Origin of the sequence: Kangiella japonica (assembly GCF_039523535.1) — a bacterium.
Lineage (GTDB): Bacteria > Pseudomonadota > Gammaproteobacteria > Enterobacterales > Kangiellaceae > Kangiella > Kangiella japonica.
This window is the reverse complement of record NZ_BAAAFM010000001.1, coordinates 303285-329354: the sequence shown is the minus strand read 5'-3', so window position 1 is coordinate 329354 and position 26070 is coordinate 303285. Positions and strand designations below refer to the sequence as shown.

The window sequence follows — 26070 nt, the reverse complement described above, 5'->3', positions numbered from 1 at the left end:
CTATTTGAAGGAGCAATAGGGCAACTCTCAATACCTGAAATTCGAACTTACGGTTCTAAATCAGCTGAAACCCTTGCCTAAAGTATTTCATCTATTCACAAAGTGATTTCGATAGGCTGGGTATAGACTAAATACATGAATGTGTACTTTGCCTAACATAGATAGTTGTAGGTTATACTTTTAGCAGAGGACTGGGCTGTAAGGTCCCTTAGTATTGGGCTGTATCGTTTTGAAAGTATAGCAATCATAATCCGGATGATTTTGATAAGAGTTTTCAGCATAAGGATGTGCTGTAAACTCTGGTGCGTTAAGTACTTTTAAAATGATACAGGTAGTCATTCCATGAATGACCCCAATAATTAGGGTGGCTTTCTTTTGGTTCCTTTTCTTGGCCAATGAAGAAAAGGAACTCGCTATCAAGCGAAAACTTGGATAATCGAATTGCACAGTTAATCAATTATGGTGCTTGAATAACAGTAGGCATAAAAGAAATGAAAAAACGAGCAGTAATACTACTTTCCGGCGGACTCGACTCAACCACAGTTCTCGCCATGGCCAAAGATCAAGGCTATGAGTGCTACACCATGAGTTTCAACTATGGTCAGCGTACCGTTGCTGAACTTAAAGCCGCAAAGGCTGTATCGACACAGTTTGGTGCAAAAAAACACATTGAAGTGAAGCTGGATATGACTGAAATTGGTGGTTCTGCGCTTACGGATCACGATATTGATGTGCCGGTTGGCGACGCTATCGCAGAAGAGGCGGATATTCCAGTAACTTATGTTCCTGCTCGAAATACCGTATTTTTATCGATTGCACTTGGCTGGGCCGAGGTTTTAGAAGCACGACATATTTTTGTCGGGGTAAATTCTGTCGATTATTCAGGTTATCCTGACTGTCGCCCAGAGTTTATCCAAGCTTTTGAGGACATGGCCAATTTAGCCACTAAGGCGGGTGTAGAAGGCCGTAAAGTGCATATTGAAGCTCCTTTAAGCGATATGACCAAAGCGCAAATTATAGCGGCTGGCGTGGCTCTTGGGGTGGATTACCAGCAAACTGTTTCCTGCTATATGTCAGACGACGATGGCAGAGCTTGTGGTGAGTGTGACTCCTGTATTTTGAGGCGCAAAGGTTTTGAAGAGCAGGGCTTTACCGACCCAACGATTTATCAATAACTCTATTCCAGCAATAAAATCTATTGCGACATAAAAATGTCACCTTTGCTCGTAGTATCGGGCAAGGGTTGAAAATCTAGAATAATCAGTCGCTTACGCTTGCTTTAACGCAACTGTCATATCTGTCAAATTAAGTTCACTGGAAGCTTTTCGCTTTCTGGAAATAATACCCCTGTCTTTAACCAATACCCACATAACTGGGGCGTATATTTCTAGGAGAGAACATGAACACATTGAGCAAGTTTGTATTTGGAGTATCAGTCGCCGTTGTCGCATTCACCACTTCTGCGCAAAGCTATACCATGACATCGCCAGCTGATTATCGTAGTTATAAAAACTCGCACGATGGAACAGTCAGTGTCGCCGTTGTGGATAGTTCTGGTGCAAACTGGAAGCAATACTCAAGCTATTTCGGTAAAGAAAATCAATGGTTGTGGGTTTCAAACGATGGGCAGAAGGTGTATTGGCTAAACGAGTCACAAGAAGCGGATCTATTGTTTGATGCAACAGACCCTGTGGGGACGGAATATCCAGTTCGTATCGACGGCTGCACCGATAACGCTGTGTTAGCCGAAAAAGCTACGACTACGGTAACCACTGCGGGCCACTTTAACAATGCTTTGCGCTTAGACTTTTCTGGTTACTGCTACGATGCAGGGCTGGAAAGCGCTTGGTTTGTGCCTAACATTGGGCTAGTGAAGTGGACGCAAGATTCGATTCTTGGTAGCGTGGAGTTCGAATTGGAACACGCAAAAGTAGGGGATATGACATTACCTAATCAAGGCGGAATAGAGCTCTCAGCGCAGTTTCCAGCAGAGCCGGTAATCTTGAGTCAGCAACAAGCTGTGGAAGCTTCTATTACTCTGATCAACCACTCCGATAAGACCATTCGTTTAGACTTCCGATCAGGGCAAACGTTTGAAATTTACCTGTATGACAATAATAATCAGTTGGTTACGGTCTGGTCAAAAGACAGAATGTTTACTCAGGCTTTGCATTCGATTGAAATCAAGCCAGGGGAAGCTGAACGCTTTGCTGGAGAACTGGAGTTGAGTACTTTAGATGGCGAGAAACTGGATGTTGGCTCTTACAAGCTTAAAATCGAGATTAAAGGCAGCTTTTCACCACAAGCCAGTAGCTTTAGCCAAATCCCGCTTAGCGCTGAATCAGTCCTACATCTTGATAATATGATGAATCACTACTAATAACAGCGTCTTCGGCATTGCCCAAATAATGCACATTCTGTATAATACGCGCGATTAAAAAGGGGTTATCAATTAACCCCTTTTTTTGCGCTAGTGTCACGTGGTTTTATTAGGGGCTTCTTATCCGGCCCTATTGATAGTCTCGAGCCTAGCCACCGAATTCTCAGTTTGCCTTAGCAGACTGTGCCGAGAAGGTAATCTTGGCGAAACACTCTTTGTAAAAACTGATTTATTGCTTATTAACAATTATTGGAGTCTAAAATGGCTGTTGAACGTACTTTTTCTATCGTAAAACCTGACGCTGTAGCGAAAAACGTTATTGGTGAAATCTATTCACGTTTCGAGCGCGCAGGCCTTCGTATCGTTGCTTCTAAAATGATCCACCTTTCTCGTGAAAAAGCAGAAGGTTTCTACGCTGAGCACAAAGAGCGTCCTTTCTTCGGTGCTTTAGTTGATTTTATGACTTCTGGCCCTGTAATGGTTCAAGTTCTTGAAGGCGAAAACGCAATCAAAGCAAACCGTGAAATCATGGGTGCTACAAACCCAGCAGAAGCTTTACGCGGCACTATCCGTGCAGATTATGCAGTGTCAGTAGACGAGAACGCTGCACACGGTTCTGATAGCCCAGAGTCAGCTGAGCGTGAGATTAACTATTTCTTCTCTTCAGACGAAATTTGCCCTCGCACTCGCTAAAATTGACCTTTTTGGCTGATTTCGGTGTTGCAAGCTTTATCTGCGTATCCTCATTTACTTAAGTAAACTGCGGTACTCGAAAAGCTAGCGCCTTGAACTCAACCAAAAATCTTCAATTTTAGTCAGACAATATATAAAAAATGCAGGCTTGGCCTGCATTTTTTAATGACAGTTATTTTGCTATTGAGGTGTTAAAAGCCTAGAATAGCGTAAAATTTATACACATAGCTTTGTGACGTTTTGGTCGTAAAGCTTTAAAACCGCCTGCTAATGCTATTACAAGGCAAAAAGTTGTGGAAATTCGGAGGTTACCTTTACGGTAATCGAGTACTTTTAGCACTTTTTAACGCAGTTATAGTGAAAACAGGTGATTTTAATCGCAAAAAGGTATTCCTAATGAGTTGTTCTACTACGGTTAATGAAAAAACCAACCTACTCAACCTGACGCGCGATGAAATGGTGGAGTTCTTCGTTGAACTCGGTGAAAAGCCATTCCGTGCTCAACAAGTCATGAAGTGGGTTCACCAGTTTGGCGTCGATAACTTCGACGAGATGACTAATATCAGTAAGGCGTGTCGCCAGAAATTAGCCGATGTTGCTGTGATCGAGGGCCCTGAAGTATTAAGTGTTCAGGAGTCTAGCGATGGCACCATCAAGTGGGCTTTGAAAATTCCTGGTGGACAGGCTATCGAAACAGTCTTTATTCCAGAGCGTCATCGTGGCACCTTGTGTGTATCGTCACAAGTTGGCTGTGCGCTTGAGTGCAGTTTCTGCTCGACAGGTTATCAAGGTTTTAACCGTAACCTAACGACTGCCGAAATCATTGGCCAAGTATGGCACGCGGCGCGTTATCTGAATGGTAAGCATAAAAGCGATGATCGTGCGGTTACTAACGTTGTCATGATGGGTATGGGCGAGCCTTTGGCTAACTATCAGCCAGTTATCAACTCTATGCAGTTGATGTTGGATGATTTTGCTTACGGGCTTTCTAAGCGCCGTGTAACATTAAGTACTTCAGGCATGGTGCCTCAGCTTGACCGTATGGCTGATGATATTGATGTAGCACTAGCTATCTCGCTACACGCGCCAAACGATGAGCTGCGTGATGTATTAGTCCCTATTAATAAAAAGTATCCGATCAAAGAATTCATGGCTAGCGTCCACCGCTACATGGAAAAGTCGAATGCAGCACGTAAAGTTACTGTCGAATATGTCATGCTCAAAGATGTTAACGACAGCATAGAACATGCAAAACAATTGGCTAAGCTATTGAAAAATACGCCCTGTAAGATTAATCTAATTCCATTCAACCCGTTTCCACAGACTCATTACGAAACGTCAACGTCTAAGGCAATCGATGCATTTAGCGATTATTTGCATCGCAATGGCTTTGTTGTAGTTGTTCGCCGTACGCGTGGAGACGATATTGATGCGGCTTGTGGGCAGCTCGCGGGTAAGATTAACGATAAAACAAAAAGACAGCAAAGACGAACTCAGTTCTCCAACGATATTGATGTGAGGGCTTTAGTTTAAGTTACTATTATAATAAGCAGGTAGGTATTAATGAAATCTCTTAACTGGATGTTACTGGTTGCAGGAATGGCTTTGGTTGGCTGTGAAACGACAACGACTACAAAAGTCTCGGCCTCCACCAATGATGGTATCGAGGTTAGCAAGAATAAATATGATGCAACTAAAGCGGCACAAACTCGTTTGGCGCTTGGCCTAAAGTATATCGAAACCGGTTATATGGAGAGAGCGAAACAAAACCTTATCAAGGCTTATGAGCATAAGCCTGATATGCCTGATGTTCTTTATGGTCTAGGTTATTACTATCAAGCTGTGTATGAATATGACAAAGCCGATAGTTATTACCGTCAGGCCATCAAAAAAGCGCCAAGAAATCCAGACTACTTAAATGCCTACGGTGCATTTTTGTGTGAATCTAAAAAAGAGTATGCCGAGGGTGTCGAGTACTTTTTAAAAGCTATTTCTCAACCTAACTACACGTCGGTTGGCGAAACTTATGAAAACGCGGGTTTCTGTAGCCTCAATGCTGGTCAAGTGACTCAAGCTGAAGAGTATTTTGAAAAAGCGCTAACGGTAAACCCAAGTTTACATAAGTCCTTGTTTGGCCTGGCTACAGTTTTTTATGAGCAAGGTAATCCACGACGAGCTGCGGATTACTTGTTCCGCTTTGAAGGTCGCACTCGAGCAACTCCAGGCTCCTTGTTGTTAGGTTACAAAGCAGCTAAAGCCATTGGTAATCGTGGCAGTATGCGGAGTTATGGTCAAAAGCTAATGCAACTTTACCCGAATTCACCGCAAGCTACTGAATACCTAAACCTGCGATAAGTTATGACTGTAGAAACCGAACAACATTCTGAGAATCATGACTTTGGCCCTGGAGCTTTATTGAAGCGCACCCGAGAAGAGAAGGGTATATCGCTTGAGGAGGTATCAGAGCGCCTTAAACTAACGAAGTTTGTGTTAACTAAAATAGAAAGTGACGATTATGAAGGCGATCTACCGGTCACTTTTTATCGCGGTTACCTAAAGAATTACGCTGAACTTCTTGAGCTGAATGAAGTTGATGTAGCTGCTAATTTTGAGCAGTTTTGCAAGAAAAACAATCTATTTAGCAAAACGACTTCGCCTCGAGTCGAAGGTATGTCTTTGGAAAAGTCCGTAAACTCCAACAACTGGCTTTTTAAAATTGTGACCGGACTAATAATTGTCGCTTTAGTGGTTGCTATTTACTACTTGGTTGTTGAAAAAGAGCTATGGAAAAAAGTTGTTCCAGCGGGTCAAGACACGGAGCAGTTGGAGAGCGATAGCCAGGGCTTAGAGCTTGACAATCAAAATGATAATGATGGGCCTAATGGAGCTCTATCAATTTCAAGCAAAGTACCAGAGGACGCTCGTGACTCCGATGAAGGCGATAGCCTCAAGTTAAATAATCTCGAAATAAACAGTTCAGAGGATTCTTTAGAAAGTGAGCCACAAGCTGATGCAGGAAGTGAATCACTTGGCACCACAAACGAATCGGTTAGTAATGCAGAGACAGTCCAGAATAATTCTAACAATATTAGTTCGTCAGCAGCTGCAACTTCTAATAAGTCGCTCTTTTTAAGCTTTACTAATGACTGTTGGGTGCGCATTGAAGATGCTACTGGAAAAGTGCTGGCTCTTGGCATTAAGTCAGCTGGTACAAGCTTGCAACTTTCGGGGAAAACCCCATATTATTTGAATCTTGGTAAGGCTTCAGCGGTAGAGTTATCCTTTGATGGAAACGAGATCGACCTGACGCAATACCCAGATACTCGAGCTGCCAAACTAACCCTTGGCGATTCTTGAATTAAGCATTGATTTAACTGTTACTTACGATACTTAATACCATTAGTTTTAAGTTTGATAAGTGACAAGGTGAGATAGCAACAATTATGAATAGTCCTTCTTGGATTCAACGACGTAAATCACGTCAAATAATGGTCGGTAATGTTCCGGTAGGTGGTGATGCACCAATCGCTGTCCAGAGTATGACCAATACAGATACTTGTGATGTTGAGGCTACGGTTCAGCAAATTCAGGCATTGGCGGATACTGGAGCCGATATCGTTCGTGTTTCTGTACCGACGATGAAAGCAGCAGAAGCGTTTAAAGAGATAAAAAAGCAGTCTCCGGTCCCGTTGGTTGCAGATATCCACTTTGATTATCGAATAGCGCTTAAAGTTGCGGAGTATGGTGTCGACTGTTTGCGTATTAATCCAGGAAATATCGGCTCTGAAGAGCGTGTAAAAGCTGTGGTGGATGCGGCTAGAGCGCGAAATATCCCTATTCGAATTGGGGTTAACGCAGGCTCATTAGAAAAAGACTTACAAGAAAAGTACGGTGAGCCTACACCGGAAGCCTTGGTAGAGTCTGCTTACAGGCATATTGATATTCTCGAGCGTCATGGCTTTAAAGATTACAAAATTAGCCTTAAAGCCTCAGACGTTTACATGACCGTTGCTGCTTATCGTATCCTGGCCAAAGAAATTGATAACCCGTTACATTTAGGTATTACTGAAGCTGGAAGCTTCCGCTCCGGTACCGTGAAGTCGTCAGTTGGCCTTGGCATGCTGTTGGCCGAAGGTATTGGCGATACCATCCGTATCTCGCTAGCAGCCGATCCGGTTCAAGAAATTAAAGTGGGTTTCGATATACTTAAGAGCTTAGGTTTACGTCAAAGAGGCATTAACCTCATCGCGTGCCCTTCGTGTTCTCGCCAACAGTTTGATGTCATTAAAACAGTCAATGCCCTCGAAGAGCGTCTAGAGGACGTTAACGAGCACTTGGATGTTGCTGTTATAGGCTGTGTGGTCAATGGGCCTGGAGAAGCTAAAGAAGTCTCGGTCGGGCTTACTGGTGGTTTTAAGAAAAGCATGCTTTATTTAGATGGTGACAAAAGCCACAAGGTCGCAAACGAAGATTTGGTGGATGAATTGGAGTCACGCATTCGTGCGCAGATCGCAGCTAAAAAAGCCCAGACAGACGAAAAGACCAAAGGCGCTGAGCAACTGCCTATCGAGGAAGTAAAGTAGCAATTTCCTAGTAGATCCGCTATAAGACCTTATAAATTCTGAAATTACGGCGAAATAACTACTGTTTTTCGCCAAATTAGCTATAATTTCGCACTTTCACAAAAATTATCACTTGAACGTATCGGGATAGATTTTGGCGCAAAAAATTCAAGCAATTCGCGGCATGAACGATATATTGCCGGAACAGACACCATATTGGCAAAAGCTGGAAACGATTTTACGTCGTCTAATGAATAGCTACGGCTATTCTGAAATCCGTATGCCTATCGTGGAAAAAACTCAGCTCTTTAAGCGCTCTATCGGCGAAGTAACTGATATTGTTGAAAAAGAGATGTATACCTTTGAGGATCGCAACGGTGACAGCTTAACCCTGCGCCCTGAGGGCACAGCCAGCTGTGTGCGAGCTGGAATTGAGCATGGTTTGCTTTATAACCAAGAACAACGACTTTGGTATATGGGTCCTATGTTCCGCCACGAACGTCCGCAAAAAGGACGTTATCGCCAGTTTCATCAGTTAGGCGTAGAAACCTTTGGTATTGCTACTGCTGATGTTGATGCTGAATTAATCTTGATGACAGCCCGTTTATGGCGTGAGTTAGGACTAGCTGGCTCGGTGCGCTTGGAAATTAATTCGCTAGGCTCTAATGAAGCGCGAGCAGCATATAGAGATAAACTTGTCGCATTCCTTGAGCCGATTAAAGATCAGTTGGATGAAGATAGTCAGCGACGACTTGGCTCAAACCCACTTCGTATCTTGGATAGTAAGAACCCAGAGGTACAAGCGCTAGTTAAAGACGCGCCGAAGTTGTCTGAGCATTTAGATCCAGAGTCGGAGCAGCACTTTAAGCAACTGTGCAAAATACTCGAAGCCAATGACGTTGAATATACAGTGAATACGAACTTGGTGCGTGGCCTCGATTATTACAATCGTACTGTGTTTGAGTGGATTACCGATAAGCTTGGTGCACAAGGCACTATCTGTGCTGGTGGCCGTTATGACGGTCTTACCGAGCAGCTAGGTGGTCATGCAACTACCGCCAGTGGCTTTGCTATGGGAATCGAACGAATTGTAGCGCTTCTAGAAGAAGTAGCTCCGATTAAGCCTTCGCTAGCGGACGTTTATATGGTGGCGCTAGGTGAGGAAGCCGAGATTAATGCTATTCAGTTAGCAGAGCAGCTTCGCGAAAAACTGCCTGAATTAAGCGTACGTAACAACTTTGGTGGTGGTAACTTTAAGAAACAATTTAAGCGTGCTGATAAAAGCGGTGCTCAGATTGCTTTAGTGCTCGGTGAGCAAGAGGTGCAAGATAAAACCGTAGGTGTTAAATTCTTGCGTGAACAAAAAGATCAATTACAGTTAGCTCAATCAGAAGTGGCTGAGCAATTGAAATCATTAATTAACCAGAAATAGAGTTAGGGGACCAGCAATGGCTCAATATGAGACAGAAGAACAACAGGTTGAAGCGATTAAAACCTTTTGGAAAGAAAACGGTAAAGCGATTATTTTAGGCGCAGTGATTGGCTTTGGTGGTATTTTTGGTTGGGATTACTATAAAGATTACCAGAAAGAGCAGGCTGAGATAGCGTCACAGCAATATGCAGAAGCCGTTGATACGATCGTTGCTGGTGACGTCGAGCAAGCTCAGTTCGTAGAAAAAGCTGAAGCATTAAAAGCTGATTACAGTGCGACCAGTTACGCGGCTCTAGCGGCGTTAAAGCTTGCAGAAATTGAGGTGACGAAAAATAATTTAGACGCAGCCGCGGAACAATTGCGCTGGGTTGTTGACCAAGGTAACAAGGCCTTTACTCCAGTGGCCGAGGTTCGTTTGGCTCGAGTTTTACTTGCTCAAGAAAAATATGATGCAGCAATCAGCCAAGCCGATTCCATCAAAACAGAAGCATTTAAAGATAGCGCCTTGTTAGTTAAAGGTGAAGCTTTGTTAGCAAAAGGCGACAGAGATGCGGCCAAAAACGCTTTTATGGAAGCCAGAGACGCATCGAACGGTACGCCACATCCATTGCTAGCATTACGCTTATCTGAATTTGGAATCGAGAAATAATAACGACAATTCGCTTATAAGCGATAAGTGCTTGATAAAAAATTCTTTATAACAGGATAAAGTATGACATTTAACGTTAAATCTAAATTATTAACTTCATTAGCTGCTTGTGTTCTTCTTGCGGCTTGCTCTGACGAAGTCGTCAACCCACCAACAGAGTTGGAAGAAGTTGACTCAAAGTTTGAAATTGATGTTCGCTGGTCAGAGTCAGTTGGCGAAGGTGCTGATGAGAAGTTTAATGATTTAACGCCTGCTGTTTGGGACAACTATGTTCTAACTGCAGATATAAAGGGCTTAGTGACTGCTTTTGATCGTGAGTCTGGTGATATCGTCTGGGAAGTGAATTTGAATGAGCCTCTCTCTGGCGGCATTAGCGCCAATGCTGGGCTTGTTGCTGTTGGATCAAAAAAAGCAAACGTCATAGTGCTGAATGTTGCCGATGGTAGCGAAGTTTGGCGCAAAGAGGTTTCTAGTGAGGTCTTAGCTAAGCCTGCTATTGATGGCACTATGATTGTGGTGCGCACTGCTGATGGTAAAATTTTTGCCCTAGACAGTAACGATGGTAGCCAAGAATGGTTTTATGATCGCGTAATCCCTAACTTAACGATTCGTGGAACTTCAGCGCCTCTTATCACCAATGGCGTAGTCTTAACCGGGTTTGCTAACGGTAAAATCGCTGCCTTTAATTTGGACACTGGCGACTTAATGTGGGAACAGCGTGTGTCTTCACCTCGTGGTAGTTCTGATATATCGCGCATTGTTGATGTCGACACCACTCCTGTAGTCTTTGGAAATGTTCTTTATGGTGCTGGTTATAATGGTTACGCCATTGCCATGGACCTAACGAACGGTCGCTATTTATGGCGCCAAGAGTTATCTACGGTAAAAGACTTATACGTTGACTCACTAAGGGTTTACGCTGTGACTACTGATGGTACTATTGTTGCCATTAGTCGTACCACTGGCGATGTAGCTTGGAAACAAGAAGGTTTGATGTACCGCAGACCTACTGCCGCTGCTGCGCTTGGTGATGATTTAATTGTTGGTGACTTCGAAGGTTATGTACACTTTCTTGATAAAGCTACTGGTGAGTTTGTGGCCCGCGACCATTTAGACAGTTACGGTTTTGCACACAAGCCTGTTGTGATCGATGATGAAGTTATTTTAACAAGTCGTTTTGGTTTTATGTATGTCTTTAACAAAGTTGAAGACAAGTAAGAGTAATTATTTATGCTTCCAGTAATCGCGCTCGTTGGTCGTCCCAACGTTGGTAAATCAACACTGTTCAATCGACTGACTAAGTCGCGCGATGCTCTTGTTGCTAACCTTCCTGGCTTAACACGAGATCGTCAATATGGCCAAGCCAAGCTTAATGGCCAACCTTTCATTGTCGTCGATACCGGCGGTATCGCTGGTGATGAAGAGGGTATTGATGACTTAATGGCAAAACAATCGCTTCAAGCGGTTGAAGAAGCCGATATTGTTGTTTTTATGGTCGATGCCAGGACTGGCATGACGGCAGCTGACGAATATGTCGCTGAACAATTAAGACGCCAACAAAAACCCGTTATTCTAGCCGTTAACAAAGTTGATGGTGTTCACGCAGAAGCAGCTATCGCTGAGTATTATAGCTTTGGTTACAGCACGATTTTAGGTATAGCAGCTGAGCATGGTCGTGGCGTATCGTCTTTAATTGATACCATTCTCGATAACTTAGAACTCACCCCTGTCAACGAAGAAGAGCAGACTATTGAGGAGTTACAAGCGCGTGGCGTGAAGCTTGCGGTAGTAGGTCGTCCAAACGTGGGTAAGTCGACGCTAATTAACCGCTTCCTAGGCGAAGAGCGTGTTGTGGTATTTGATATGCCTGGAACAACTCGCGATAGTATTTATATCGAGATGGAGCGTCGTGGCAAGCCTTATACTTTAATTGACACAGCTGGTGTGCGTCGTCGCGGCAAAGTTAAAGAAGCGGTTGAGAAATTCTCTGTCCTAAAAACTCTTCAGGCGATAGGTGATTCGAATGTTGTGGTTATGGTGATGGACGCAAGAGAACCAATCACCGATCAAGACTTAAGCTTGATCAGCCATGTTATTGACGCTGGTCGTTCGATGGTTATTGCTATCAACAAGTGGGATGGCATGACTGAGGAGCAGCGTGAAGAAGTTAAGATGGAAATCGATCGTCGTTTGGGCTTTGTTGACTTCGCACGAATTCACTTCATTTCTGCGCTACACGGTTCGAACGTTGGGCATTTGTGGGACTCGGTCGACGAAGCTTGGGAAAGCGCATTGATCGAAATGTCTGCTTCGCAATTAACGCGTCTTTTAGAACAAGCTTATGATCGTCATCAGCCACCTGCAATTAAAGGTCGTCGTATTAAGTTACGTTATGCTCACCCAGGGGGGCATAATCCGCCGATAATCGTGATTCACGGTAAGCAAGTGAGTAAACTTCAAGAAAGCTATAAGAGATACCTGATTAATTTCTTCCGTAAGAAGCTTAACTTAATTGGAACGCCAATACGTCTTGAGACAAAAGAGGGTGATAACCCCTTTGCGGACAAGACGAATAAGTCTCGTGAGTTGTCACGCCGTCAACGCTTAAAGAAAAAGCGCGCTATTAAGAAGTTCGGTAAGAAGTAGTTGAGAAAAGTAAGCCTATTCAGGCTTACTTTCCACGTCACCATCTATAAATCTTGTAATTAACTTTCCTGCTTTCTTCGCATCCTTTGCAGATCTCAAAGCCTTACCATTTTCATCCCTAGTAATCGTATATCCGCGGTCTAGTGTTGCTAATGGACTAATATCATTGAGCTTTTGCGCGGTAAGAGCGAAAGCCTGTTGCGACTGTCCCAGTCGCTGCTTTATGGCTTGCTTTAGCTGTTTTTGCCACGCATCTAGTCGTTGTTGTGATTGCTCTAAGTGTTTTTCGGGTTTGTAGCTTTGTAAGCGCGACTTAGCATTGTTTAAGTTAAAGCCTTTTTGCTCTAGATAACGTTTTTGTGCGACCTTGAGTTGTTTGATTAGACGATTCAGATCGGCTTCACTTTGTGCGAGGCGTTGTTTCGGGTGAACTATTTTAGCGACCAGCTTATCGAGTTTAGCTTGCTGAATCTGGAGTTTGTGTTGGAACTCATTGGTTAAGCGACGCTCGAGAGCTTGAAATGTATGGATAATATCAACACGATTAGGCACCAATATTTCAGCGGCGGCAGAGGGAGTGGGGGCACGCAAGTCTGCTACTAAATCACTAATGGACGTATCGACCTCGTGACCGACAGCTGATACGACAGGAATCTTGCTGTTGCGAATTTCTCTAGCCAGTTGCTCGTCGTTAAAGCACCACATATCTTCGAGAGAACCACCGCCACGTGTAACAAGCAAAACATCGCACTCATTACGCTGATTGGCGATTTTCAATTGCTCTATAATAGTTTTCGCGGCCTTTTCGCCTTGCACTTGGCTCGGGTAAATAATCACTGGAACCTGAGGCATACGGCGTTTTAAAACCGTCAACACGTCTCGTATCGCTGCTCCTGTGGCTGAAGTGATAATACCTATCTTGCTTGGGAGGGTCGGGATTGGCCGCTTTAGCTCAGGGTCAAATAAGCCTTCATTATTCAGCTTTTGTTTAAGCCTATCGAAGGCAATTTGTAAAGCACCTTCACCGGCAGGTTCCATATATTCGCCGATTAACTGAAGGTCGCCACGAGGCTCATAAAGGCTTAGCTTGGCTCGCATAAGTACTTGCTGGCCGTCTTCCGGTGTAAAGCGAACCCCACGATTCCGATTTTTGAACATGGCACAGCGTAGCTGGGCATCTGAATCTTTTAACGTAAAATACCAGTGACCAGAGCGCGGAGTTGCTAGGTTTGAAATTTCACCAGTTATCCAGATCTGACCGATTTCGTTTTCTAACTGGCGTCGCACGTTTAAGGCCAGCTCGGTAACTGAGTAAACTTTCCGCTGTTGAGTTGGTTTTTGTGGTTCTAAAATCGGTTTTATCATAATTTGAGACAATTGCTTAAGTTATTTAGTTGTTGGCTATTTACCTGCGTGCTATGGACACGTTATAATAACGCGCTTCATCAAGTCAGTGCCTGTCGCATTGACGTTAAATAATACGTGGTACACCCTATGCGCATTATAGAGGAAGCTCTAACCTTTGACGACGTTTTATTAGTACCGGGACACTCTACGGTCCTTCCAGCAGATGCTGATTTGCGTACTAAAATTACCAGTGAGTTCGCTCTAAATATCCCACTTGTTTCAGCTGCAATGGATACTGTAACAGAATCAAGTCTTGCTATTGCACTTGCGCAAGAAGGCGGGATGGGCTTTATTCACAAAAATATGTCTATCGAGCATCAAGCCGAGCATGTTCGCCGCGTGAAAAAATTCGAAAGCGGTGTTGTTAGCAACCCTATCACTGTTACTCCAGATACTACTGTAGGCCAACTGAGATCAATGACTCAAGAATACGGCATTTCCGGAATGCCTGTGGTTGAAGGTGATCAGTTAGTGGGTATTGTGACAAACCGCGATATCCGTTTTGAAAACCGTGATGGACAACCGGTTTCATCAGTTATGACACCTAAAGAACGTCTAGTGACGGTAACCGAAGGTGCAAGCCAAGAAGAAATCTTGGATAAGTTACACACTCATCGAATTGAAAAACTGTTGGTGGTTAATGATAAGTTTGACCTTAAAGGGATGATAACAGTTAAAGATATCAACAACGCAGAAAGCAAGCCTAATGCTTGTAAAGACCGGTATGGTCATTTACGCGTAGGCGCTGCTGTAGGTACCGGTGCAGAAACTCCTGATCGAATTTCAGCCATTGTAGAAGCTGGTGTTGATATTATCCTAGTTGATACCTCACACGGTCACTCACAAGGCGTTCTCGACCGTATTAAGTGGGTTAAACAGAATTATCCAGACAAGCAAGTTATTGGCGGCAACGTGGCAACAGCAGCTGGAGCTCGCGCGCTCGTAGACGCAGGCGCCGACGGCGTTAAAGTTGGTATTGGCCCTGGCTCGATCTGCACAACGCGTATTGTTACTGGCGTTGGAGTTCCACAGGTTTCAGCAATCTCAAGTGTTGCTAAAGAATTAGAAGGCTCAGGTATTCCATTTATTTCAGATGGTGGTATCCGTTTCTCCGGTGATATGTGTAAAGCTATCGCCGCAGGTGCGCACTGTGTCATGGTTGGTTCGATGCTGGCTGGTACAGAAGAAGCGCCTGGCGAAGTAGAGCTTTACCAAGGGCGCTCTTACAAGTCATACCGTGGTATGGGGTCATTAGGCGCCATGTCGCAGAAAAACAGTTCAGCGGATCGTTACTTCCAAAGCTCGAATGCGGCTGACAAGCTAGTGCCAGAAGGTATTGAAGGTCGTGTTCCATATAAAGGCTACATGACTTCCATTGTTCACCAAATGATGGGCGGTTTACGTTCAAGTATGGGGCTAACCGGCTGTAAAACGATTGAAGATATGCGAACTAAAGCTCAGTTTGTAAGAGTGACTAGTGCCGGCATGAGTGAGAGCCATGTGCATGATGTTTCAATCACTAAGGAAGCCCCAAACTACCGCGTATAACTTTGCTGCCTAAAGTGTCCGATAGCATTGTTAGAACTTTACTCAATCATGCTCAGGGTCTAGCCCCTTGGCTATTTACTTTAGTAAACTGCGCAGTTTCGTAAAGTTCTGCCTCGCTCTCGAAAACTTTAGATTGCAAAAAAGAAAGTGTTGAAGTGTGTTATTTACCTTGAGCATTTTTCCAGCGTTATGATTAGAAGTGCTTCTAAAAGACGGACAAACCAAGCCGCAGAAATTTAGCTGCGGCTTTTTGATTTTTTAAGTGATACGCAAGTAGCGTATGACGACTAGCTAACCTAGAAAGGTAAGAAGATGCAAACAGATATTCATGATCAGCGTATATTGATTTTGGACTTTGGTTCTCAATACACACAGTTAATTGCTCGTCGAGTTCGCGAGATTGGCGTTTACTGTGAGTTGGTGCCTTTTGATGTTAGCGACGACTACATTCGTGAGTTTAATCCGCAAGGTATTATTCTATCGGGTGGCCCTGAGTCAGTATCAGGCGAAGGTACGCCAAGAGCACCAGGACTAGTGTTCGAGCTTGGTATTCCGGTACTTGGAATCTGCTACGGCATGCAAACAATGGCCTACCAATTTGGTGGCAAAGTTGGCGGTTCTGAGAAGCGTGAGTTTGGTTACGCCGAAGTGTATATCAATACTCCAAATGACTTATTAGACGGTATTGAAGACAGAATTGACGCGGAAGGAAAAGCATTGCTAGACGTTTGGATGAGTCACGGCGATAAGGTATTAGAAGTCCCAGAGACTTTCGAAGTGATTGCTTCTAGCGACAACGCTCCAATCGCAGCTATGGCACACAAAGAAAAGCCTTTTTACGGTATCCAGTTCCACGCGGAAGTAACACACACGAAACAAGGCGGCCGTATGTTAGAGCGCTTTGTCTCAGAGATTTGTGGCTGTGAGCGTTTATGGACTGCTGAAAACATTATTGATGATGCGATTGAGCAAATCAAAGAGCAAGTTGGTGACGACAAAGTCGTATTAGGTCTTTCTGGCGGCGTTGATTCTTCGGTTACTGCAATGTTGTTACACCGCGCAATCGGTGAAAACCTAACCTGCGTATTTGTTGATAACGGTTTATTACGTTTAAACGAAGCCGACCAAGTGATGGCGATGTTTGGCGATAAATTCGGCCTAAACATTATTCGCATTGATGCAGAAGATCGCTTCCTAGACGAACTTAAAGGTGTCGACGAGCCAGAAGCAAAGCGTAAGATTATCGGTAAAGTGTTTATTGATATCTTCGATGAAGAATCTAAAAAGCTCACCAACGCAAAATGGTTAGCGCAAGGTACGATTTATCCAGACGTGATTGAGTCGGCTGGTGCTAAAACAGGTAAAGCTCACGTGATTAAATCACACCACAACGTTGGTGGACTGCCTGAAAAGATGGAATTAAAGCTTGTAGAGCCACTGCGTGAATTGTTCAAAGATGAAGTCCGTAAAATTGGCCTTGAGTTAGGTCTTCCTTACGACATGCTTTACCGTCACCCGTTCCCAGGCCCAGGTCTAGGCGTTCGTATCTTAGGTGAAGTTAAAAAAGAATATGCTGACTTACTTCGTCGTGCCGATGCAATCTTCATCGAAGAGCTTTATAAGCATGATCTTTACCACAAAACGAGCCAGTCATTCACCGTATTCTTACCAGTAAGATCGGTAGGCGTCATGGGCGATGGCCGTAAATATGATTATGTCGTAGCACTTCGCGCGGTAGAAACCATCGACTTTATGACCGCACGCTGGGCACACTTACCGTATGAGTTCCTAGAGCATGTGTCAGGTCGTATTATTAATGAGGTGGACGGTATTTCCCGTGTTACCTATGATATATCGTCGAAGCCACCAGCCACCATTGAATGGGAATAATTAGCGAAATAAACATATCTTTTTCACTTTCTGCGGTGTTGGAAACTTGCTCAATCAGTCATGTACTGTGTGTACACTCCTTCTTTGCGCGAGTTTCCGCTTAGCATAAAACGAAAAACCGTATGTTTCTTCTCGCTAATAAATACTTTGTGGTTTATGTAAAAAGCCTTTTCCTACAAGCTATAGCATATAAGGTGGGTTAGCGTTTAGCACAACTCACCTCTTAAGAGTGACCTCTAAAAAATGACTAATTTCACCGAACAAGACCACCAGTACATGCAACGCGCCTTTGAGTTAGCGGAAACCGCTAAGGAGAAGGGCGAGGTACCTGTTGGTGCGGTTTTAGTGAAAAGTGGAGAGGTAATTGCTGAGGGTTTTAACCAACCAATATTAAACAATGATCCTACGGCGCATGCGGAAGTTGTGGCTTTACGTGAAGCTGGTAAAGTGCTTAATAACTATCGTTTAGTGGATACTACTGTATATGTCACCCTAGAGCCTTGTGCTATGTGCGCTATGGCGTTAGTTCACGCAAGAGTGACTCGTGTTGTATATGCCACAGAAGACTCGCGAACAGGGGCAGGGGGAAGCATTCTTAATATCCTCAATCATGAGTCATTTAATCATCACTGCGAGGTTGAGTCGGGTTTATTAAAAGAACAATGCTCCGAACAGCTTAAAGCCTTTTTTAAGGCTAAACGCCTTAAATAGCAATTATTTATTGACAATCTTTTTGTATAAATTATATTCAATATCATGAAAACACTAAACATCGTAATTAACTCAAGCAAGAAACAGGCTAAGAAGGCGCTAAAAAAACGCGTCCTGTACTGCTGTGGGTGAATGATACGATTGTAATTTCTAATTCTTAAAACCCGCACAGGTCATCCTCTGCGGGTTTTTTTATGTCTGTATGAACTGAGTACAATTTATTGAGGAATCAAAGTATGGCAACAAACAGCTCTTGGCATTTGCTTAAGTTTGGGGGAACTAGCGTTTCTACGCGTCGGAATTGGGATAATATTGCGAGCATTATTAAGCGAAAACATACCAAGGGGAAAAAAGTATTTGTTGTACATTCTGCGGTAAGTTCGGTTTCCAATAAATTGGACGCTTTAATCGAGCTGGCTTTGAAAGGTGACTATGAAGGTGCATTCGAAGAGGTGGTAGAAGTTCATCGACATTTACTAACGGGATTAGAGCTACCTCATAACTTGCTCGACGAAGAATATGGCTTTCTGAAACGTCTGCTTGATGGAATTTCTTTATTAGGCGAAGTGACAGAGCGGGTTCGTGCTCTAGTGATGTCGCAGGGTGAGTTATGGGCGACTAAAGCAGGGCAGCTGTATTTAAGCAATCAATTTGAAGAGGTGGTTCTTAGGTTAGATGCGCGTGATTACTTGTTTGCGCATGAAACGCCGAGCATTGATTATCTTTGTGCAAACTGCGAATTCGAGAGTGATGAAACTTTACTCAAAGCGATAGAGAGCTCTTCTATAGTCATTACTCAGGGCTTTATTGCCTCGACTCGTGATAACGAAACTGTATTGCTTGGACGAGGCGGCTCTGACTCATCGGCTGCTTACTTCGCTGCAAAAATTGAAGCTGAGCGCTTGGAGATATGGACCGACGTTCCGGGTATTTTTACAGCAAACCCAAACCAAGTGAGTAATGCTCGACTATTAAAGCAGTTGAATTACGAGGAAGCGCAAGAAATGGCCTCTGCGGGTGCAAAGGTTCTGCACCCAAGAGCCATCCGACCTGCGAAAATTAGTCAGATCCCTATCTATATTCGCTCGACGGTTGATCCTGATATCGATGGCACAGTCATTAGTCATACCGAAAACAGTTGGGGGATGGTTAAGGGCGTAACTGCAAAGGAGGGCATCACCCTAGTCTCTATGGAGAGTCAAGGGATGTGGCAACAAGCAGGCTTTTTAGCTGATATCTTCGCTATCTTTAAACGACACCACGTTTCGGTAGATTTAGTCTCGACCTCAGAAACGAACATTACAGTGAGTCTTGATAATTTGACTCAGGTCGTCAGTCAAAAAAGACTGGCTGTGCTAGTCAAAGACTTATCGACTATGTGCAGGGTTAATGTGATGCATGATTGTTCGGCTGTATCGATTGTAGGAAAAAACGTACGAGCCATATTGCATAAAATCGCACCGGCTTTTTCAATTTTCGAAACCTATAAAGTGTATCTATTGTCACAGGCTGCTTCTGATTTGAACCTTACCTTTGTAATAGATAATGAACATAGCAATAAAGTTATTTCTTCTCTTCATGAGCTGTTAATCACGAATAATCCGAACAGTGAAGTGTTAGGCCCTACAGCAAAAGAGTTAAAGCAAAGCAAAGCTTCTAGCGAAGTTGCAAAGTGGTGGCAAACTAAGCATAAAATTATTGAGAATTGTCTCGTCGAACGTGACAGTGCTTATATCTATGATTTAGATTCCGTGCGAAATAATATTCAAAATTTGCACACTATAAGTGCGGTAGATAGAGTGTTTTTCGCCGTTAAGTCAAACAACAATCCTGAGGTACTAAAAACCGCTTACGAGGCTGGTACTGGATTTGAAACTGTTTCGATAGGCGAGGTTAACCATGTCCTAAATTTATTCCCAAATATTGATAAGTCTCGAATCTTCTTTACTCCAAATTTCGCCGACAAAAAGGAATACGAGAAAGTTCTAGAAAAAGGAATTCGCTTAACCCTAGACAGTACTTATCCATTAAAACATTGGCCTGAAATTTTTGCAGGCAAGGAAATATTCCTACGGGTCGATCCTAATATTGGTAAGGGACACCATGCCAATGTTCGCACCGCTGGGGCAACATCTAAGTTTGGCATACCGATGGATGAACTTGCTGAATTGATTCCAATTATCAATAGCAAGAATGTCAAAGTTGTGGGGTTACATGCACACGCAGGAAGTGGGATCTTAAGCAACGAACACTGGGCTGAACATGCAAGATTACTGGCTGAAACTGCCTCACAATTCCCTGATGTTAAATACTTAAACCTTGGTGGTGGCTTTGGTATTAAAGAGCGTTCACAGCAATCAGAGCTTACCATGAGTCACATTGATGCAAGCCTGCAGGCAGTTAAAGCAGAATACCCACAGTATCAACTGTGGATTGAACCAGGCCGTTATATTTCGGCTAATACTGGAGTGCTTGTGTCTAAAGTGACTCAAGTAAAACAAAAACAGAACTATTATTATGTAGGCTTGAATACAGGGATGAACTCACTGATGCGACCTGCACTATACGGCTCGTTTCATAATATCGTTAACCTTTCTAGACTTGACTCAGAAAAAGAACACTTGGCGACAATAGTAGGACCAATTTGTGAAAGCACCGATAAACTCGGCGTGGAAATTCCTTTTCCTGAAACTCAGGAGGGCGATTTAATCTTAATTGAGAACACTGGAGCTTATGGGCGAGTTATGGCTAATGAATACAATATGCGAAAGCCTGCTGAAGAGGTTTGTATTTAAAAAAGGACCGTGAGGTCCTTTTTTAAATTTAGTTTTTTATTGGAGTAAAAATACTGTAGTTCACTTTGATCTTCGCTGCCTCTTCACTTAGTCCTTTCCACATTAAGCAGTAAGTCTGCTTTATAGGTGCCTCGAAACTTTGCTTAAGAGAGGTGACTTTATGTGGTTCGATAGGGTAGTTAACTTTTTCGCCTTCGTGATAGTGAAGGTTAAACTCTACTTCATTATTAGATTTAAAGTCGAAGGATAAGGTTTGCCCAGCGTTCATCTCTGGGCAAATTTCACCAATATCATTTTGGTGCGTTGTGACGAGGACAAAATGTTTACTCGCTGAATTATCAGCCTGTAGTGGTAAAGTGCTTCCAGCTAACAGTAGACCGCTGATGACTAGTTTTTTCATTATTTCCTCGCTTATCTTAGTTGCTTTAATTACAGGCTTTTAAGTTGTTGTCGTTGTTCTTCAATCTTTTTCAAGGTTGATTCAACTTCAGCAAGCTTAGCCTGTTCTTTCTCGACAACAGCTTGTGGCGCTTTATCGGTAAAGTTCGAATTGTTTAACTTGCCGGAAATTCGCTGCAAATCTTTTTCTAATTTTTCGGCCTCTTTATCAAGACGAGCTAGTTCTTGCTCGACATCGATCAATCCTGCCATTGGAATAAGAATCTCCATGTTACCAGCTAATGCAGTAGCAGACATCGGAGCTTCTTCTCCTGCTTCAAGCCACTTGATAGATTCTAACTTAGCAAGCTTAGATAAGAAGTTTTTGTTGCTATCAAGACGCTCTTTATCGCTATCAGAGCCATTTCGGAACATCACGCTTAGTGGTTTACCTGGTGCGATATTCATCTCGCCACGTATGTTGCGGACGCCAACAATGATCTTCTTTAACCACTCGATATCTTGCTTCGCTTTTGCGTCGACTAAGCTTGAGTCGGCTTTTGGAAAGTCCTGTAGCATGATGCTTGGGCGCTCACTGTCGTATGTGCCAGCCAATGGGGCAACTTTCTGCCAGATTTCTTCTGTGATAAATGGCATAAACGGGTGCAATAAGCGCATTAACGAATCGAGCACTGAGACTAGCGTATTACGAGTACCGCGTTTAGCGGCTTCTGAGTATTCGTCGCTATAAAGAACTGGCTTAGAAAGCTCTAAGTACCAGTCACAGTAAGTATTCCAAGTAAAGTCATATAAAACGTTAGCGGCAATATCGAATCGATAAGTTTCAATGGCTTTGTCATACTCTCTAATTGTTTTTTGCAGCTCACTTTTGATCCAGCGATCGGCTAAGCTGAACTCCATATCCTTGTTTTCTAAACCTGTATCTTGCTCCTCAGTGTTCATCAACACATAGCGCGCAGCGTTCCATATTTTATTACAGAAGTTACGGTAGCCTTCTACGCGGTTTAAGTCGAAGTTGATGTCACGAGAGGTAGAAGCCATGGCGCAGAATGTAAAGCGCATGGCGTCAGTACCATAAGCTTCAATGCCGTCTGGGAATTGCTTGCGAGTACGCTTAGCAATCTTCTCGGCTGCTTTTGGGTTCATCATTCCAGTAGTGCGCTTCTCAACTAGGGTCTCAAGTTCAATGCCGTCGATAATATCGATTGGGTCGAGTACGTTACCTTTCGACTTTGACATTTTTTGACCTTGCTCGTCACGAATCAAGCCAGTAATGTAGATTTCTTTGAACGGAATTTTTCCGGTAAATTTCAAGCCCATCATAATCATTCTGGCAACCCAGAAGAAGATGATGTCAAAACCCGTTACCAACACGCTTGTTGGTAAGAATGTTTCTAGTTCAGGCGTTTCTTCTGGCCAGCCTAATGTGGCAAAAGGCCAAAGCGCGGAAGAGAACCAAGTGTCGAGAACGTCTTCATCGCGACGTAATTCGATATCGCCAAGATTGTATTTTTCACGAACTTCATCTTCGCTACGACCAACATATACTTCACCTTTGTTGTCGTACCAAGCTGGGATCTGATGGCCCCACCAAAGCTGGCGACTAATACACCAGTCTTGAATGTTTTCCATCCAGTGATAGTAAGTGTTCGACCAGTTCTCTGGTACAAACTTAATATCGCCATCTTTTACCGCTTTAAGCGCAGGCTCAGCCAGCGGAGCAATCTTAACGTACCATTGTGGTGTTAAGTATGGCTCGATTACAACGCCACTACGGTCGCCACGAGGTACTTTTAACTTGTGTGGTTCAATCTTCTCCATCAAGCCAAGCGCTTCAAAGTCTTCAACGATTTTTTTACGTGCGTCATAGCGATCTAGCCCACGATAAGCTTCAGGCGCGTTATCGTTAATCTGAGCTGTTGGCGTTAGGATATTGATCATTTCTAGATTATGACGTTGACCCATTTCGTAGTCGTTGAAGTCATGCGCTGGAGTAATTTTTACGCAACCACTACCAAAATCTTTTTCGACATAATCGTCGGCAATAATCGGGATTTGACGTCCTGTTAGTGGTAAATCAATAGTTTTGCCGATTAGGTGCTGATAGCGCTCATCATCCGGATGCACTGCTACCGCACTGTCGCCAAGCATGGTCTCTGGACGAGTCGTAGCGATGATAATATGACCTGAGCCATCGCTAAGCGGATAGCGCATGTGCCAAAGGTGGCCGTTCTCTTCGTGTGATTCGACTTCAAGGTCAGATACTGCGGTCAGGAGTTTTGGATCCCAGTTGACCAAGCGATCGCCGCGGTAGATTAAACCTTCTTCATGTAAGCGAACGAAGGTTTCTAAAACTGCTTCTGATAAATCATCATCCATGGTGAAAGCTTCGCGCGACCAGTCACAAGAATCGCCCATACGGCGCATTTGCTTGGTAATGGTGCCGCCAGATTCTTCTTTCCAATCCCAAATACGATCGACAAAGGCTTCACGGCCTAAATCATGGCGAGTTTTTCCTTCTCGGTCGAGCAAACGCTCTACTACCATCTGAGTTGCGATTCCAGCATGATCGGAGCCCGGCTGCCAAAGGGTGTTTTTCCCTTTCATGCGGTTATATCGGGTGAGCGCATCCATGATGGTGTGTTGGAAAGCGTGGCCCATGTGCAAGCTACCAGTGACGTTTGGTGGCGGGATCATGATGCAATAACTGTCGTCATTGTCTTTACTGCCGCCTTTTGGCGAGAAGTAGTCGTTATCTTCCCACTTCTTGTAGGTTTCTTGCTCGATTGCTTGCGGGTTATATGCTTTATCCATGGTCAATTCGTGGTATCTGCAGTTTCAGTAATAAAGCCTTGAATTATAACGCTTGTACGCTATATATCTATATCTGTGTGGAAATTTAGTGAGATTTCGAATAGATATTGGGGCTATGACACCAAATAAGCCAAATCAACCTATTGATAACTACTCGGTAACGACTTCACTTTGAGGGGCTGTGCCGGTGTAGACAAAGGATGGTGGTAGGTTTAAAGGCACCCAGTTAGTCTTGAGATGTGGAAAGTACTCTTTGATAAGTTGTTTATCGCTTAACCAGTATTGGTATTGTAAGAATACACCGTTCGGTTTAAGCACAGAGCGAATATGCGTTAATAGTTCGTGCTTCATCTCCAGTGGAAATAAAGCCAGCGGTAAGCAGGAAACTAAACAATCGACACTATCGATTGCAAAGTCTTGGACAATGTCCATGGCTGAACTGTGTTTTAAGCTAAATCTAGGGTGGTCAATACGCTGTAGCAGGGTGAGTAGTTCGTCAGAGATTTCATAAGAGGTCAGGTGTGCCTGTTGTGGCATATATTTGAGCAACTCGCGGGTGATGATGCCATCGCCAGCGCCAAGCTCGACAATGGTTTTAGCGTCACCGGGGATTTGTTTTGCTAAATTTCTTGCAAGGAATTTTGAGCTACGAGCTATACTGCCAGTGCTTTTTAAATTTTTAATCGCGTAGCTCGTAAAACCTTTCATAATGCTCCTAGGGTGTTGCCTAATATTTCAATGAACCTATATAGCGTATTACTATAAAGAATAAGAGGGCTATTAAGATACTATAATTTTTGAATCCTCATATATCCTTTTGTTCTAAAGAGTCGCTAGACTTTTTCAGTTGTCTCTCTTGTTGGATAGTTTGCTGAAGCAATTGTTCATAAATTAATCGTTTGTTTTTCGGCATTAGCCAAAAAAGCCACTTTGAGTGCTTTTTGTAAACATCAGAATTAACCATTTCTTCAACAGTATCGAACCTATAGGTTTTTCCGTTTATCTTAATTTCAGGGTTTTTGAGGTGTTTTGCAATCTTTTCTTTAATTATTTGTTCGGAAACGGACTGATTTATAGAGTCTTTTTTATTCGATATTGGTGGTTTTAAATCGAAGTAAACCTTGAGGCCAATCATAACCACAGCAACGCTAACAGTATGACCAAACTTCAAGGCGAAAAAACCACCAAGTATGATTGCGATGTGTAATACGATAATGCGCTTGTAAGGTTTAGTCATTTCAGAGGAAACGCTATCAATGGTTCTATTTCTATAAGCAATGACAAAGTCTATGAGGTGGGCGATTAGCATGGCAACAAGAACAAACTGCACAGCTTGTTGGGATAGCATATAACTGACTACATCAATTAAACTTTGGCTTAAGCCCTCGGAGTTCTGTAACAGCTGCTCTTCAAAGAAACTGGCAACGAAGACGCCATGGCCGTAAGTGAAAAAGCCGTAATGAAGGCAAAAAAATCCCGCTGCGAAAAGCCCGCCAGCAACAAATAGTGGCGCATTGTCGGGGCGGATGGTCATTCGTGCTACAGCAAATAGTCCGATAATGATGTTTTCGAACCAGTAGAGAAAGATGATATCGAAGGCGTTCCAGTAGCCTAAAAGCACCCCCAGTAGTGGGACCATGTTGCTCAATGCGAGAACAATGCTTCCTCTAGTGACGGGGGTAACTGGCAAGGTGCTTAGCCCTTAATATTTCTTGTGGTCTAAAGGGTAGCCTCGCCCACGGTAAAACTTATAACGTTCGCGAGCTAACTCTTTATCTTTGTCTTCGTTAGGTACGATTTCAAAGCATTTTAAAAAGTAGCTGAAGAAGGGCTGAACCTCACCACTTAAATTAACCAAGCAGTCATGTTGGTTTTCCGGTGGGTTTTGCTCCGAAGTGGCATAACCAATTTGTACTGGCGGTGGCTTGTTCGGGCCTTCGCCGACGATGTTGTGTGGTACAAATTCCGTTAATTCTTGGCTCCAGAGCCATTCATCAACGGCGTGTGCCTGAGCTTCGTCTTTAGCATGGATATACACTTTGCGGCCTTGCTTGTATAAGCTTTGGACGCATTTACCAATCAGGCGAAGATAAGCTTCTTCGCCTGATTGACTTTCCAGTAAGTGGAAACCTACTTGGGTCATA

Annotated in this window: 21 protein-coding genes; 15 read left to right on the top strand and 6 right to left on the bottom strand. The window is 43.5% G+C overall.

Annotated features, from left to right (window positions below):
• The first annotated feature begins 491 nt into the window (after nt 1-491).
• The 11 genes from queC (at nt 492) to der (ending at nt 12362) form a co-directional block, all read left to right on the top strand.
• Complete coding sequence (gene queC / locus ABD128_RS01480) at nt 492-1175, top strand: 7-cyano-7-deazaguanine synthase QueC (RefSeq protein ID WP_343985505.1); 684 nt, start codon at nt 492-494, stop codon at nt 1173-1175.
• 224 nt (nt 1176-1399) lie between these two features.
• Nucleotides 1400-2380: a BsuPI-related putative proteinase inhibitor gene (locus ABD128_RS01475; RefSeq protein WP_343985503.1), complete on the top strand. Its 981-nt coding sequence runs from the start codon at nt 1400-1402 to the stop codon at nt 2378-2380.
• 261 nt (nt 2381-2641) lie between these two features.
• Nucleotides 2642-3073 (top strand): nucleoside-diphosphate kinase, encoded by a 432-nt coding sequence (gene ndk / locus ABD128_RS01470; RefSeq protein WP_343985501.1) that lies wholly within the window; start codon nt 2642-2644, stop codon nt 3071-3073.
• A 396-nt stretch (nt 3074-3469) separates the two neighbouring features.
• Complete coding sequence (gene rlmN, locus ABD128_RS01465) at nt 3470-4606, top strand: dual-specificity RNA methyltransferase RlmN (RefSeq protein ID WP_343985499.1); 1137 nt, start codon at nt 3470-3472, stop codon at nt 4604-4606.
• A gap of 30 nt (nt 4607-4636) precedes the next feature.
• Nucleotides 4637-5428 carry a type IV pilus biogenesis/stability protein PilW gene (gene pilW, locus ABD128_RS01460; RefSeq protein WP_343985497.1) on the top strand — a complete coding sequence of 264 codons (792 nt, stop codon included), beginning with the start codon at nt 4637-4639 and terminating at the stop codon, nt 5426-5428.
• 3 nt (nt 5429-5431) lie between these two features.
• Complete coding sequence (locus tag ABD128_RS01455; protein WP_343985495.1) at nt 5432-6430, top strand: RodZ domain-containing protein; 999 nt, start codon at nt 5432-5434, stop codon at nt 6428-6430.
• A gap of 86 nt (nt 6431-6516) precedes the next feature.
• Nucleotides 6517-7656: a flavodoxin-dependent (E)-4-hydroxy-3-methylbut-2-enyl-diphosphate synthase gene (gene ispG / locus ABD128_RS01450; RefSeq protein WP_343985493.1), complete on the top strand. Its 1140-nt coding sequence runs from the start codon at nt 6517-6519 to the stop codon at nt 7654-7656.
• A gap of 133 nt (nt 7657-7789) precedes the next feature.
• Nucleotides 7790-9067, top strand: coding sequence for a histidine--tRNA ligase (gene hisS / locus ABD128_RS01445; protein ID WP_343985491.1), 1278 nt, complete (start codon nt 7790-7792; stop codon nt 9065-9067).
• 16 nt (nt 9068-9083) lie between these two features.
• Nucleotides 9084-9716 (top strand): YfgM family protein, encoded by a 633-nt coding sequence (locus ABD128_RS01440; RefSeq protein ID WP_343985489.1) that lies wholly within the window; start codon nt 9084-9086, stop codon nt 9714-9716.
• 63 nt (nt 9717-9779) lie between these two features.
• A complete protein-coding gene (gene bamB, locus ABD128_RS01435; RefSeq protein ID WP_343985487.1) occupies nt 9780-10934 on the top strand; it encodes an outer membrane protein assembly factor BamB in 1155 nt (384 codons plus the stop codon).
• 12 nt (nt 10935-10946) lie between these two features.
• Nucleotides 10947-12362 carry a ribosome biogenesis GTPase Der gene (gene der / locus ABD128_RS01430; protein ID WP_343985485.1) on the top strand — a complete coding sequence of 472 codons (1416 nt, stop codon included), beginning with the start codon at nt 10947-10949 and terminating at the stop codon, nt 12360-12362.
• Between the two features lie 15 nt (nt 12363-12377).
• Here the strand turns inward: der and xseA are convergent, their stop codons facing one another.
• On the bottom strand, nt 12378-13727 hold the full coding sequence (xseA, locus tag ABD128_RS01425; protein ID WP_343985483.1) for an exodeoxyribonuclease VII large subunit: 1350 nt from the start codon (nt 13725-13727) through the stop codon (nt 12378-12380).
• A gap of 129 nt (nt 13728-13856) precedes the next feature.
• On the opposite strand from xseA, the gene guaB reads away from it, so the two are divergent.
• The 4 genes from guaB (at nt 13857) to ABD128_RS01405 (ending at nt 20713) form a co-directional block, all read left to right on the top strand.
• Nucleotides 13857-15317: an IMP dehydrogenase gene (gene guaB / locus ABD128_RS01420; RefSeq protein ID WP_343985481.1), complete on the top strand. Its 1461-nt coding sequence runs from the start codon at nt 13857-13859 to the stop codon at nt 15315-15317.
• Between the two features lie 312 nt (nt 15318-15629).
• Nucleotides 15630-17207 carry a glutamine-hydrolyzing GMP synthase gene (guaA, locus tag ABD128_RS01415; RefSeq protein ID WP_343985479.1) on the top strand — a complete coding sequence of 526 codons (1578 nt, stop codon included), beginning with the start codon at nt 15630-15632 and terminating at the stop codon, nt 17205-17207.
• 243 nt (nt 17208-17450) lie between these two features.
• Complete coding sequence (tadA, locus tag ABD128_RS01410; RefSeq protein WP_343985477.1) at nt 17451-17918, top strand: tRNA adenosine(34) deaminase TadA; 468 nt, start codon at nt 17451-17453, stop codon at nt 17916-17918.
• Between the two features lie 236 nt (nt 17919-18154).
• Nucleotides 18155-20713, top strand: coding sequence for a bifunctional aspartate kinase/diaminopimelate decarboxylase (locus ABD128_RS01405; protein ID WP_343985475.1), 2559 nt, complete (start codon nt 18155-18157; stop codon nt 20711-20713).
• Between the two features lie 28 nt (nt 20714-20741).
• Here the strand turns inward: ABD128_RS01405 and ABD128_RS01400 are convergent, their stop codons facing one another.
• From ABD128_RS01400 to ABD128_RS01380, 5 genes are all read right to left on the bottom strand, one after another.
• Nucleotides 20742-21113 (bottom strand): hypothetical protein, encoded by a 372-nt coding sequence (locus ABD128_RS01400; RefSeq protein ID WP_343985473.1) that lies wholly within the window; start codon nt 21111-21113, stop codon nt 20742-20744.
• A 29-nt stretch (nt 21114-21142) separates the two neighbouring features.
• A complete protein-coding gene (locus ABD128_RS01395) occupies nt 21143-23926 on the bottom strand; it encodes a valine--tRNA ligase (protein WP_343985471.1) in 2784 nt (927 codons plus the stop codon).
• A 150-nt stretch (nt 23927-24076) separates the two neighbouring features.
• A complete protein-coding gene (locus tag ABD128_RS01390) occupies nt 24077-24634 on the bottom strand; it encodes a class I SAM-dependent methyltransferase (RefSeq protein ID WP_343985469.1) in 558 nt (185 codons plus the stop codon).
• 97 nt (nt 24635-24731) lie between these two features.
• Nucleotides 24732-25616, bottom strand: coding sequence for a DUF6498-containing protein (locus tag ABD128_RS01385; protein ID WP_343985467.1), 885 nt, complete (start codon nt 25614-25616; stop codon nt 24732-24734).
• 12 nt (nt 25617-25628) lie between these two features.
• Complete coding sequence (locus ABD128_RS01380) at nt 25629-26069, bottom strand: DNA polymerase III subunit chi (protein ID WP_110200939.1); 441 nt, start codon at nt 26067-26069, stop codon at nt 25629-25631.
• Nucleotide 26070: the final 1 nt, after the last annotated feature.

Excerpts from the sequence above, each read along its gene's own strand:
- ABD128_RS01440 (WP_343985489.1), top strand. The coding sequence starts at position 9,084 with ATGGCTCAATATGAGACAGAAGAACAACAGGTTGAAGCGATTAAAACC.
- bamB (WP_343985487.1), top strand. The coding sequence starts at position 9,780 with ATGACATTTAACGTTAAATCTAAATTATTAACTTCATTAGCTGCTTGT.
- ndk (WP_343985501.1), top strand. The coding sequence starts at position 2,642 with ATGGCTGTTGAACGTACTTTTTCTATCGTAAAACCTGACGCTGTAGCG.
- ABD128_RS01380 (WP_110200939.1), bottom strand. The coding sequence starts at position 26,069 with ATGACCCAAGTAGGTTTCCACTTACTGGAAAGTCAATCAGGCGAAGAA.
- guaB (WP_343985481.1), top strand. The coding sequence starts at position 13,857 with ATGCGCATTATAGAGGAAGCTCTAACCTTTGACGACGTTTTATTAGTA.
- tadA (WP_343985477.1), top strand. The coding sequence starts at position 17,451 with ATGACTAATTTCACCGAACAAGACCACCAGTACATGCAACGCGCCTTT.
- xseA (WP_343985483.1), bottom strand. The coding sequence starts at position 13,727 with ATGATAAAACCGATTTTAGAACCACAAAAACCAACTCAACAGCGGAAA.
- pilW (WP_343985497.1), top strand. The coding sequence starts at position 4,637 with ATGAAATCTCTTAACTGGATGTTACTGGTTGCAGGAATGGCTTTGGTT.
- rlmN (WP_343985499.1), top strand. The coding sequence starts at position 3,470 with ATGAGTTGTTCTACTACGGTTAATGAAAAAACCAACCTACTCAACCTG.
- ispG (WP_343985493.1), top strand. The coding sequence starts at position 6,517 with ATGAATAGTCCTTCTTGGATTCAACGACGTAAATCACGTCAAATAATG.
- ABD128_RS01390 (WP_343985469.1), bottom strand. The coding sequence starts at position 24,634 with ATGAAAGGTTTTACGAGCTACGCGATTAAAAATTTAAAAAGCACTGGC.
- ABD128_RS01400 (WP_343985473.1), bottom strand. The coding sequence starts at position 21,113 with ATGAAAAAACTAGTCATCAGCGGTCTACTGTTAGCTGGAAGCACTTTA.
- guaA (WP_343985479.1), top strand. The coding sequence starts at position 15,630 with ATGCAAACAGATATTCATGATCAGCGTATATTGATTTTGGACTTTGGT.
- queC (WP_343985505.1), top strand. The coding sequence starts at position 492 with ATGAAAAAACGAGCAGTAATACTACTTTCCGGCGGACTCGACTCAACC.
- der (WP_343985485.1), top strand. The coding sequence starts at position 10,947 with ATGCTTCCAGTAATCGCGCTCGTTGGTCGTCCCAACGTTGGTAAATCA.
- ABD128_RS01395 (WP_343985471.1), bottom strand. The coding sequence starts at position 23,926 with ATGGATAAAGCATATAACCCGCAAGCAATCGAGCAAGAAACCTACAAG.
- ABD128_RS01475 (WP_343985503.1), top strand. The coding sequence starts at position 1,400 with ATGAACACATTGAGCAAGTTTGTATTTGGAGTATCAGTCGCCGTTGTC.
- ABD128_RS01405 (WP_343985475.1), top strand. The coding sequence starts at position 18,155 with ATGGCAACAAACAGCTCTTGGCATTTGCTTAAGTTTGGGGGAACTAGC.
- ABD128_RS01455 (WP_343985495.1), top strand. The coding sequence starts at position 5,432 with ATGACTGTAGAAACCGAACAACATTCTGAGAATCATGACTTTGGCCCT.